Genomic DNA, 12,771 nt, shown 5'->3' on the forward strand with positions numbered 1-12,771 from the left:
GGGGAGCATGCAGAAATATAAAGTGCTGAGTTTTCTTGTCTTTGCCAACCTCTTTTGGGCGGGAAATTACGTTTTCGGCAAATATGTTGTTGCCGAAATGACACCGGTCCAGATGACGTTTATTCGCTGGCTGATCGCCATTATTTTTTTATTTCCGCTGGCGCAATGGATTGAAAAGCCGGACTGGAAATCGGTTTGGAAAGAGTGGAAGGTGCTGCTGGCACTTTCCTTGCTTGGAATCCTCGGGTATAACATTTTACTTTATGAGGCACTGAGATTCACAAGCTCGCTGAATGCTGCACTTGTTAATTCAATCAATCCGGCAATGATCGCAGTTTTTGCGGTCTGGCTGCTGAAAGAAAAACTCACGCGGATAAACGTGCTTGGTCTTGTTGTATCACTGGTCGGAGTTCTGCTTGTGTTGACACATGGACACCTGCTCCAGGTTTTTACGGTCCAATATAACCAGGGCGATTTGCTGATGCTGCTTGCGATCGCCGTCTGGACTTTCTACACGCTGATCGGAAAGAAGATGAAGCAGATTCCGCCAATCGCCGCCACTGCTGTATCGGCGGCACTCGGATTGATTGTGCTGTTTCCATTTTTCCTGGCATCAGGATTTACCTTTCGTCTCAGTCCCTCGGCAACAGCTGGAATACTTTATATCGCGTTGTTTCCGTCGGTCTGCTCATTCATTTTCTGGAATAGTGCCGTCCGTGATGTAGGCGCAAGCCGCGCCGGAATTTTTCTCAATCTGTTGACCGTTTTTACGGCAGTAATCAGTCTGCTGCTCGGTAAAACGATCACATTGCCGCAAATCATCGGCGGCCTGTTCGTCATCCTTGGCGTTTACTTGACCAATCGAAAAGCTGCAGCTGTCAAAAACCTTCCCGCTGAATGAACGGCGGGAAGGTTTTTGTGGCTACAAACAGCTGAGTTCTGATATATTCCTCTGAGTTCTGATAAAATTCAAAAGTCCGCGATTTTCTTACTCAGCTTCAGCGGGTATCCGCATCGAGAACGTGGTTCCTTTGCCTTCCACACTTTCAATCCGCAATTTTGTTCCGTAAAAATGTTTCAGCCGGCTGTTGATGTTCTTCAGGCCGACACTGCGCCCTTTTTTCCCTATCAAGAGCTCGCTGACCTGATCTGCAGACATTCCGATCCCATTGTCCGATACGCTGATCAGATAAAAATTTTGCTTCCGATGCGCGGCGAGCGTAAGCCTGCCGCCGGATTTTCGTTTGCCAATGCCATGCAGTACGGCGTTTTCCACGAGGGGCTGGATCATCAGTGGTGGCAGTGGAAAATCGAGACCTTCTTCAATATCATAAACAACCTGAATCCGCTCCTGAAAACGCATTTTCTCAATCGCCAGATAGGACCTGACTAGCGACAGCTCCTTTCCAAACGAGCTGATCGTCGAAGTGTTCTGGAAATCAAAGCTGCCGCGAAGATAGGCGGCAAATTGAGCAGTCATCTCACGCGACTGCTCGATGTCGTCATAGCTTAGCGCGATAATTGAATTCAGCACATTATACAGGAAGTGCGGACGGATCTGGGACTGGAGGAAAGCCACTTCCATATTGGCCGCCTGGCTTGCCGCATTCTTCATCAGGATCAGTCCTCTAATGCGCGCCGACAATTCCGAGAAATTGTAGGGCTTCTGTAAAATGTCATTCGCGCCTGCGCGGAAAGCATAATGTTTATCATCATTGATGATCGCTGCCGTCAACATAAGCACGGGAAGATCGGTCAGGCTATATTGCTCACGAATTTTGCCGCAGACATCATAACCCGACATGCCGGGCATCATCAGATCGAGAATGATCAGATCCAGCTGGGAGTGGGAAATTTCGTCGAGAGCCTCCTGACCGTTTTTCACAGCAATTACATTATATGGGATTCCTTCAAGCATATCGATCAGAATTTTAAGGTTTTCCAGATTATCGTCAACCACCAGAATCGTCGGCGCATGAAGCAAACGTGAATAATATGGAGTTGTAAGGGTTAGCTCGGACTGGTCTGCCTCGTGGCCCGGTTTGACAGTTGTACTTGGAATACGGACTGATGAACCAGTAGAGATCCCCATCTTTTCATCGAAGAGAGGAATGGTAAAGTGGAAAACCGAGCCTAATCCGATCTCGGACTCCAGCCAGATCCTTCCTTTCTGAAGCGTAACAAGCTGTTTGACAATGCTCAGTCCCAGTCCGGCGCCTTCACTTTGATTCAATTCGTTCCTGTGCTCAAATGCCTGAAAGACTGTCTCATGCTCTGAGGCGGGAATCCCTGACCCCGTATCGGCTACCGTGATCTCAATATCGCAATCCAATTTCTTCGCACTTAGCGTAATCTGTCCCTGTTGTGTATATTTGACCGCGTTGTCTACCAGATTATTAATGATTTGCCGGATCCGGTTTTCATCGGCGAAGACAAGCGGAAGATTGGCTGGAATATGATCAACAATGCATAGTCCTTTTTTATCCGCCAGTAGTTTATAGTATGCCAGCTCAGTTTTTACTGTTGTAAAAATATCCAGCGGGACAAGCTTGATCTGAAGCCGCCCCTGCTTCATTTTTTCCATGTCAAGAATGTCATTCACCAGATCAGAAAGCCGATAACCAATCCTCGTGATCAGATAAAGCTTGTCCTTCTCATCGGCGATTGTCCGGCTTTTATTCCCGGCCAGCAGCGTCTGCGCAACATTAATAATTCCATTCAGAGGTGTCCGGAATTCATGCGAGGTTTTGGCGATGAATTCATCCTTCTGCTTGTCATTGCGGACAAGCTCTTCTGCCAGCATTTCGCTGCGCCGGAACGCATTTGAAAAGCGCTGGGACATCATTAATGAGATCATAAGCAGAAAAAGAATAGATGAAATGGAGTAAAACGGAGACAACATTTTGGCACTGAATGCGCTGATTGCCGTGATGATGACAAATATACTGATTGACAGCGTTCCGATCGTCAGATAGATGCTGCCTTCGACTTTCTTAATAATCGCAAGAACAAAGATGTAAGAAGTATAGGCAAGCGCCGAAACTGCCAGAAACAAGTGTAGAATCAGATCAATAGACGTCAGTAAAACTAAAGGTATAAAATCTGTGATCAAAGTAACAAGTGAAAAGGCGATTCCGACATAAACGAACTTTTTTGAAACAAGTTCCGGATATGCGAAGAACAGGTAAAGGAGCACGGCGGCGCATGCCGCAAGCGAGGTCACCGATTCCAGAACGGTCATTGCGCTAAAAGAGAATCCCGGAAGTAAAAGGTAAATGACTCTGGCCGTGCCAACCCAGGAAATAATCGTGGAAAAAAGCAGGCAGATAATTGAAAAGAACAGAAGATGAAGATCCTTCCGGCGCTGGATGAAATAGCCAAAGAAATATAGCCCCATAATAAAGAAAGAAACAATCATAAACAAATCGTTAAATAAGGCCAAATCGTGGCTCCGTGAAATCTGCTGCTGCGTGCCGAAGGTAATGGGCTTGGAAATACCCCATCCTGAATTTCCAATTGAATGCGATACTTGGATGATCAATTCATTAGTTCCGCGATGAAGTGGAGAGTAACTGACAGAAGGTTTGAGAGACGCCTGTTGATCGCCACCCATTGAAGGGTTGCCGCTGCTTCCAACCAGTTCTCCGTTCATAAAAATCCGGTTCGCACTGTAAATGACCGATGTTTGCAGACCGAAGATCTCCCCGTCACGGTCGGAACGGATCATAAGCTTGTATGTACCGCTATTCAAATCGTACATTTTCCTATTATCCATACTTTGCCCATTATCAGGCACTGTCATAAACTGTTCGCTTTTTCCTGCACCCGCTTTGATAGCGTCTGGAGAAAGAAGCTGATTCGGATAAAATCCCCACTGGCCATTCAACTCCACACTTCCGCTCCGCTCAAAATTCCAGTGGGTGAGATCAAGTACTCCTTGCCTGGCGACAGGGCCATTGTGTCCTGAAAAGTGCGCCCATGACAGAAAAATTAGAAACAAACCGATATAACATAAAATAACAGTAATCATTGCTGGCAGGCGGTGCTGATGCATGATGGTTCACTCCTGGAAACTTTAAACGCAGGCATTTGGAAAAACTCAAGTATATCATCTATTTCTCACAGATGCTTCTGCCCATCATTTTACCAGCTAGCGTGCATAAAATGAATACCCGCGGGCAGAGAATCGAGCTTTATGACTATATTACCGGTCTGTTTCCCGTGTTATAATAATTTGTAATGATAGTGTAATAGAAAAAAGAGATTGGGGATCCTTGCCTTGCAGCTGAAGGAGGATATCTAATGAAAGCGATTGTTGTTGATGATGAGAAATTAGCCTGCAAACAACTCAGCAAAATGCTGCAGGAAACGGGCGTATTTGAGATGATCAGAACCTATACGGATCCGGAAGAGGCATGCACTGAAGTTACGGATACAAAACCTGATGCCGCATTTCTTGATATTGAAATGCCGGAAATGAGTGGTATGGATCTGGCTGAATTGCTTCAAATGGCTAATAAAAATATTCAGATTATTTTCACAACAGCATATGATGATTTTGCGATCAAAGCGTTTGAATTAAACGCGATCGACTATTTGCTTAAGCCGATCATGAAAGATCGCCTCAGGAGAACGATCGGACGCTTGGTCAAAAATATAGAAAGCAACTCTTCTGAACTCGCATTACCTAAAGAGTCATTCGGCATCGAATGTTTCGGCGGTTTGAAATTTTATCGCATCAATGGCCATTCAAAAAAATACATATCGGTTAAATGGCGGACGTCCAAAGCGCGTGAATTATACGCTTATTTACTGAGTGAGCATGATCGCTTCATCAGCAAAGACACACTGATCGACCTGCTCTGGCCGGAGGCGGATCCGGTAAAGGGATCGACTCAGCTCTATACGACGATTTACCAGATCCGAAAGCTGATGGAAAAACTACCTTTTCATCATCGCATTGTCAAAAATGATATCGGCTATTCACTGAGCCTTGCTGGCACGCCGGTTGACGCTGAGGAATGGGAAAAGGCGCTGGCGCAATTGTCGATGATTGATGCGTCTAATTATAAGGAACATATCCGGATGTTCAAGATTTACAGAAACCATTACTTTGAAGAATACGGCTATCTCTGGGCTGAATCCAAACGCGCGCGGCTCTGTCAACTTTGGCTTGAACACGCCTACCGCCTGATTGACTTTTTAATCAGGGACAAGAATTATGCGGAAGCCCTGGACGTTTGCCAACAAGTTGACCAGATCGAACCGGATGATGAACGCAACATGAAATATGAGATGACTCTGTATAATCGAACTGGAAATGTCGAGGGCGCCATACGTGTTTATGAAAAGTATAAAGGAAGCAAAAACGTTATGAACTGAAAAGTAATAATAGAAGAGAAAATCAAAAGACTGCCACACCTAATACAATGGGTGCGGCAGCCTTTTTGTCTGTGATGAATAACACATAATGCGACGACATTCTTCACTTGTAAAAAAATGTTCAGAAATTGTATAGATCGGATATCTATAATTAGATTTGCCAAAAGTAAAAGTGCCTTTTCTGCACTTTCCCACCTGAATCGACAAATGGCATCCAGTAAAGCAATTTCCTGTCTGAATTCGTCATTTGCCGCAAGTCTATCAAGTTATCATTTGATATCGTCCGGTAGGATACCGGATTCAAATAAATAGGATCGGAGCGCATGGCTCTTAATAACCGAGTGCTTCATCCACAACTTCAAAACCAAAGCAGGAAGAATGAAGGAGGAAAAGTCCAGTGAGATCGAAAAGACTTCCATTGGGGCTCAAAAATACCAAGCATAACAAACGCGTCAAACAGTTGCTGATTATTGGCCTGTCACTGTTCGTCATCTTCAGCCAGCTGTCAATGTCACCGCTGAGCAGTGCATTAGCTGACAGCAGTTCGACGGCGCCGAATACGGACAATCAGTTCTTGGATTCCGTAAAACTGACAACTGGGGATCCAAGCAATTCGACGGATGTCAGCACGGATAATCCGCTTAAAAAGGGCGAACCAGTCAATCTGGAATATGCATGGACGCAAAAAAATGGCCAGACACTCAGTGCTGATAAAGATGTGACCGTACAGATTCCGACTAATTTCAATTTTGACAAGGACGCAACGGGCAATGTAACACTATCCGACAACAAGACCGTGATCGGTACATACACAGTCAAAGCGAGCAGCAGCACGACAAATGCGAATCAGCTCACTGTACACTTTAATGATCAGGCAGCTGGTCTGACTAACGCCGGCGGAAAAATTGTCATTCCGGCTACGTTCAATACGGATCCGAACTCCGGGCCAAACCCGGTATCAATCGTCTTTGACTTGGGCAATAGTAAGACACAAATTATTTCTGTTCCCGTTGATCAGAGTGCACCAGGCACGAACTCATCTGTGACACCAAGTGTAAGCAGCAGTTCAGCTTCGAGTTCAGGTCCGACGCCGAGTGCGGGCACTGCTTCACCAAGCGTAAGCAGTGGAGTAAGTTCCGGCATATCAGTGAAAACAAAATCATTTGTTAAAAGCTTAGCGGTGGCAGCGCCACAGGAAATCACTCAAAATATATTGACAGGTGTCACACTGACGGATGCAAATGGCAATCCCTATGACGCTTCCAATAAAGCGACAACCAGCTCGCCGGCAAATATCTCTTTCACATACACCATTCCGAATGGCCTTAAAGTGAACGATGGGGATTTCTACACATTTAAATTGCCGAATGACTTTGCCATCTATAATACAATCAATGGAAATCTGGATGACGGATCCGGGAATCAGATAGGGACGTTCACTGTCACGACTGATGGAATGGTGACAATGACGTTCATAAATAACGCAAGCAACGGCAATTATTTTGATAACCACTCAAATGTGGACGGCTCACTTGAGGTGCACACACAATTTAATTCTCAGACGATTACCGGGACTACGCAGCAGCAGATTACTTTTCCAATCAACTCACCGGTAACGCTGACGATTCCGTTTAAGCCATCGAAAACGATGGATTCGATCGATAAACAAGGAACACCGGATAAATCAATTAATCCTGGCAACATCAATTGGACGGTCAATATCAATGAAGCGGAAAATACATTGACAAATGCGAAAGTCACGGATCCGACACTAACGGGGCTCTCACTTAATACCAGTTCCATTCAGGTCTATCCGCTGACTGTCAATGTGGACGGATCGACGACGTTAGGCACGACTCCGGTTCCCGCCAGTGACTACACAGTGCAAGACTCTGACGGTAATCTCGAAATTGATTTTAATAACCCGATAAGCAGTGCCTATCAAATTCAGTATTCAACGGCGATTACAGATGCGGGAAAGAATATATCCAGTTTTGATAATAAGGCGACATTAACAAGCGACGGGGTTTCGTCGGTTACTGCCGACGCAACGGTAACCAATAAACGTGGTGATCATCTTACGAAGACAGCTACTGGTTACAATGCGTCGACACAGACGATTACCTGGACGATTAACTATAACGGTGATGATAAAAGCATACCGGATGGGACTGTATTGCACGACCTGTTTGACAACACCCAAGATCTAGTGAACAATTCAGTCAAAGTTTACCAAGCTACGGTCAATAATGATGGAAGTTTTTCACAAGGTACAGCGGTAAGCAGTGGCTACAGTGTGACACCGACATTCCAAACGGGGAAAAACGGTTTTGATCTTACATTTAACGGGAACGGCAACAGTGGCGCTTATCAGATTGTCTATCAGACAATAGCTAACGGATTAGTCACTGCCAATGGGACCGTTAATAATTCAGTTACCGAAAATTCGGGAACACCGGTTAATGTGTCGCAAGGCATTGCTCAGCAAGGTATCCAAAAATATAGTACGGGTTCCAATTTTGCAAATAAGACGGATACATGGCATATTACAGTTAATGGCAACCATTATCAGCTAAATAACGCTAAAATTATTGATACTTTTGATAATGCCGGACTTAGCTTACAGAATGCTACTTTTAAGATCCATGATGATACAACAAATAATGATCTAACTGAGGGAACAGATTATACATTAAACACCGATTCAAACGGTTTTACCGTTGTCTTTCAAGGTGCCTATACCTCGACAAGCGACGCGTTCACAATCGATTACACAACAGACTTTAATTTTGCAAATCTGACTCCCGGGAAAACAAACTTTTCAAATACGTCGGTACTGTCCTGGACGGATGCAGGTGGAAAGAGTCAGTCGAGCACGTCAACGGCGACATTTACTCCGGACAGCAATACACAGTCTAATGGATTTAAAAACGGATCCTACGACGCAACAACCAAGCAAATCACATGGAATGTCGGCGTGAACTATAATCTGGCAACAATCACTGATCCGGTGATCAGCGATCCGATTACGGGTGATCAGCAGTATGTCGACGGATCTTTTGAACTTCACTATATGACTTTAACCGGTGGCGCGAATGGTGTTACGGTTGGAGCTGAGGTACCAACAAGTGATTATACAGTTGATTATCCGTCCAGCAGCAATAGCAACACGCTGACCGTTCATTTCCTGAGCCCGATCACAACACCTTATTACATCACCTATAAAACATCTCTAGGTGGACAGATTGTAAACGCGTCTTACACGAACACCGCAACCGTCAAAGACGGCAGCAGTACGGTAACCACATTGAATGCCTCTGTCAATCCTGCGCATGGTGGTTCTTTCGCTTCAAAAAATGGTACGCAGGATGGTAATTATGTGGACTGGACAGTGAATATCAATTCGAGCCAGTCGACGGTATCCAATGCGGAGCTGGACGATACACCGACGAACAATCAGATTATTGATCCAAATTCATTTCACTTGTACCCGCAAACGGTCGATACAAGCGGCAATCTGACCACGGATACGGGTAATGAGCTGCAGCAGGGCAAGGATTATACGTTGACCATCAACACAGATAACAACACAGGCGCGCAGACATTTACCATTAAATTCGTCAATCCAATTGACAGTGCCTATCAGCTGACGTACAGCACGTTAATTAATGCAAATAACGGTGATACACTAGGCAACACGGCAAACTTTTCCGGAAACAATATTCAGACCGTTACGCAGCAGACAAGCCAGAATGTCACGGTTCACATCTCATCAGGATCAGGTACCGGCAGTGGTGTGAATGGAAGCTTAACTATATTTAAGGACGACGCAGTCAGTCATGCAGCCTTGCCGGGGGCGACATTTACGCTTTACGATAGTACCGGGACAACTCCGCTGCGAACATTAACAACGGGCACTAATGGTGAAGTCGCTTTTAACAACTTTAAATATGGCACCTACATCCTGAAAGAAATACAGGCCCCGGTCGGTTATACGATTAGTAATGCTCTGGTAAATGGGACTCCTGTAACCATTGATGCCACTTCGTCAGCGGCCGGAGCGCTGACAACCATCGACGATAACCAAAACAAAGTAATCCTCACAAAGCAGGATGTGAATGGAAATGGTTTAACGGGAGCGACGTTCAGTTTGTTAAAAGACGGACAGCCCTATCCTATCGGGCATGCGATCCAAAGCGTTGCTGGACAGGTTGAAATTGACGGCTTAGTCCCGGGAAGCTATGAATTAACGGAAACAGTCGCACCAACCGGTTATTTGATCAATTCTACGCCAATCAATTTTACTGTCACAGAAAACGCAAATAATCAGATCCCGGATGTAAATCTGGGAACACTGACTGATTATCAGGGCTCTGCCACACTAACAAAAGATGATAACGCAAATCATCCTCTGGCTGGAGCCGTCTATGAGCTGCAAATGCAAAGTGGCGATGGATCATGGAACACCATAGAAACAAATTTGGTAACCGGAAGCGATGGTACGGTCAGTGCTTCCGGGCTTGCTCCGGGTACTTATCAGTTTGTTGAAACGCAGGCCCCTGCCGGATATACAGTAAATGGTTCTCCAGTCGGATTCACGATTGCATCAACTTCTTCGGGTGATCCTGGTACTCAGCAGCTGTCACAATCCGATTCTCAGGACAGTGTGGTTCTGACAAAAGTCGATGCCAATGACAGTAATGCCAAACTTTCAGGTGCGGAATTCCAGCTTGAAGACAGCAGTGGCAATGTGGTTGCAAAAGATGCTTATGGCAATTCATTGAAATCGGTCTGGACGACGGATAGCAGCGGCCAGTTCACGATAAATGGACTGGCACCGGGCAGCTACCAGTTCGTTGAAACAGCAGCTCCGAGCGGCTATCAGCTGGATAGCACACCGGTACCATTTACGGTTTCAAATAAAGACACAAAAGCCGTTTCGATTACGGCATCAGATAAACCTAGTGCTGTCACACTGACGAAAACGGATGCCAGTGACAGTAATGCTGAACTTTCAGGCGCAGAATTCCAGCTTGAAGACAGCAACGGTCAAGCAGTAACAGCGGACGCGACCGGGAAAACCTTGCCTGCTACATGGACGACGGACAGCAGCGGCCAGTTCACGGTCAACGGACTGGCTCCAGGCAGCTATCAGTTTATCGAAACGAAAGCGCCCAACGGTTATCAGCTTGATCAGACACCGATACCGTTCAAGATTACAAATACAGATGTACAGGCTGTTCCGATCACAGCGACAGATAAGCTGAATAGTGTGACACTGACGAAAGTTGACGCAAATGACAGTAACGCCAAACTTCCGGGAGCAGAATTTGAACTTCAGGACAGCAAAGGAAACGTGGTAACGACAGATGTAACCGGAAAGGCCTTGCCGACAATCTGGACCACGGATAGCAATGGCCAGTTTACAGTGAATGGACTGAGCGCCGGTAATTATCAATTCGTGGAAACGAAGGCGCCTAACGGCTATCAGCTTGATCAGACGCCAACACCGTTTACAGTGACAAACACAGATGTACAGGCTGTTCCGATCACGGCAACAAATAAACTGAATGCAGTAACATTGACAAAAGTAGATGTTAATGACAAGAACGCCGTTCTTCAGGGGGCAGAGTTCAAACTCTATGACAACAACAACAATGTTGTCCAAAAAGATGTGAACGGCAAAGCACTTCCTTCTATTTGGACGACCAATAGCAAGGGTCAGTTCACGGTTAATGGATTGGTACCGGGCAATTATCATTTCATTGAGACAAAGGCACCGCTGAATTACAATTTGGATACCACACCGATACCGTTCCAGGTAACAAATGCGGATATCAAAGCGATTCTGGTCACAGCAACAGATAAACTGACTCCTGGTGATGTTCAGTTGACCAAAGTCGATAGTAATGATAAAAATGCGGTGCTCAAGGGTGCGGTGTTCAAACTGGAAGACAGCAGCGGCAAGACCTTAGAAACCGGGCTGACGACAAATGACAGCGGTCAGTTCATCGTCAGGGGGCTTGCTCCGGGCAAGTATTTCTTCGTTGAAACAAAAGCGCCAAATGGCTATCAACTGGATGCCACGCCGATACCATTTACAATCGCGAAGGGCCAGGCAAAGGCTGTTGAAATTACAGCAACAGATAAACCGCTCGTAATTACCAAGCAATTGACTGGTAAACCTGGCGCGACCTACAATGTGGTTGATCAGAACGGTCATGTCCTTGTACGCGGAGTTATGGCCGATTCGGAAGGTCACGTGCATTTCAAGGGACTGGCATCAGGAAAATATCATCTGGTGTTGGTTAGAGGAGTAAAAGGCGAAGCACAGACAAACTCGGTTAAGAAGACAAGGAATAGCGGACTTCCTACCACTGGAGATACTAATGACATCTTTGCTATGATGACTGGAACCGTGCTTCTTCTCGGCGGTGGAGCCGTGGCATTCTTCACAAGAAGACGGAGAAAGAATTGATTTAAAAAAGCAGATGCTATTGATATTCTGACCAAGGTGGCGGGAGCCGCAGATATAATGAATCAACGAACACTTGAATGAAAATATAACATTCTGCATCTGATCATGGTAAGATTTGATCAGATGCTTTTTTGTAGGGCGTGATCGCTATGTGGAAGAAAAGTATAATGATCGTTCTGATTCTGTCAGGACTCATTCTGATTGTCTCCCCTTTCTTAAAAGAATATATTATTGGTTTTCTTAGTTACCGTTATAACTCGGAGAAGATCACGGTGAATCAGATAGACCAGAACAATCGGCGTAAGGCATCTTTTGATTTCAGTACGATTCAACCGCCTTCCTTTTATGAAACGCTGACAGCGGGTACGAGTGTTGATCCGAAAGCGATTGTTGGCCGGATCAGAGTGGACAGCGTCGGCATCCGGCTTCCTATATTAAAGGGCACAACCAGTGCCAATTTGCTGGTTGGTGCGACGACGATGAGGGCTGACCAGCAGATGGGGCAGGGTAACTATCCGCTTGCCGGACACCATATGCGGGAGCAGAACCTCCTCTTCGGACCACTTATGAAGGTAAAAATCGGAGCGGATGTTGAGATTACCAATTTAAAGTATGATTATATCTATCAGGTAGTTTCGAGAAAAATCGTACCGGAAACCGATGGCAGCGTGATTGCGCAAACGAGCGACAAACAAATTACACTTGTCACCTGCGACAAACCGACGCGTACGCCCAACCGTTTGATTGTGACTGGAAAACTGGTACGCGTCGTGAATCATCAAGGAAAATAGCAGTGTTTTTAATAGATTGAGGATATATCTCTTTTGTTTGTCGAATATCAATCGTTACGTGCCGGATATCAACCGCCCACAAAAACCCGGGCTGGCCAAAAGTATTTTTCAGGATAGGAT

Annotated in this window: 5 protein-coding genes; 4 read left to right on the plus strand and 1 reads right to left on the minus strand. The window is 45.6% G+C overall.

All coding sequences use genetic code 11. From position 1 onward, the window contains the following. Positions 1-7: 7 nt before the first annotated feature. Positions 8-901, plus strand: a complete 894-nt coding sequence (locus tag COP04_RS03515; RefSeq protein ID WP_100486717.1) for a DMT family transporter — start codon at positions 8-10, stop codon at positions 899-901. Positions 902-988: 87 nt separating this feature from the next. On the opposite strand, the gene COP04_RS03520 is transcribed toward COP04_RS03515, so the two are convergent. Beyond that, positions 989-4,054 carry a hybrid sensor histidine kinase/response regulator gene (locus tag COP04_RS03520; protein ID WP_100486718.1) on the minus strand — a complete coding sequence of 1,022 codons (3,066 nt, stop codon included), beginning with the start codon at positions 4,052-4,054 and terminating at the stop codon, positions 989-991. A gap of 248 nt (positions 4,055-4,302) precedes the next feature. Here COP04_RS03520 and COP04_RS03525 point away from each other — a divergent pair, with 248 nt between their 5' ends. The 3 genes from COP04_RS03525 to COP04_RS03535 all read left to right on the plus strand — a co-directional run bounded on the left by COP04_RS03525 (position 4,303) and on the right by COP04_RS03535 (position 12,651). Continuing rightward, positions 4,303-5,382, plus strand: a complete 1,080-nt coding sequence (locus tag COP04_RS03525) for a response regulator (protein ID WP_100486719.1) — start codon at positions 4,303-4,305, stop codon at positions 5,380-5,382. A 397-nt stretch (positions 5,383-5,779) separates the two neighbouring features. Beyond that, entirely contained in the window at positions 5,780-11,860 is a 6,081-nt protein-coding gene (locus COP04_RS03530) for a SpaA isopeptide-forming pilin-related protein (RefSeq protein ID WP_100486720.1), read from the plus strand. 149 nt (positions 11,861-12,009) lie between these two features. After that, positions 12,010-12,651 (plus strand): class A sortase, encoded by a 642-nt coding sequence (locus COP04_RS03535; RefSeq protein ID WP_100486721.1) that lies wholly within the window; start codon positions 12,010-12,012, stop codon positions 12,649-12,651. Positions 12,652-12,771: the final 120 nt, after the last annotated feature.

The sequence above is a fragment of the Sporolactobacillus pectinivorans genome (genome assembly GCF_002802965.1).
Lineage (GTDB): Bacteria > Bacillota > Bacilli > Bacillales > Sporolactobacillaceae > Sporolactobacillus > Sporolactobacillus pectinivorans.

Excerpts from the sequence above, each read along its gene's own strand:
- COP04_RS03515 (WP_100486717.1), top strand. The coding sequence starts at position 8 with ATGCAGAAATATAAAGTGCTGAGTTTTCTTGTCTTTGCCAACCTCTTT.
- COP04_RS03520 (WP_100486718.1), bottom strand. The coding sequence starts at position 4,054 with ATGCATCAGCACCGCCTGCCAGCAATGATTACTGTTATTTTATGTTAT.
- COP04_RS03525 (WP_100486719.1), top strand. The coding sequence starts at position 4,303 with ATGAAAGCGATTGTTGTTGATGATGAGAAATTAGCCTGCAAACAACTC.
- COP04_RS03535 (WP_100486721.1), top strand. The coding sequence starts at position 12,010 with ATGTGGAAGAAAAGTATAATGATCGTTCTGATTCTGTCAGGACTCATT.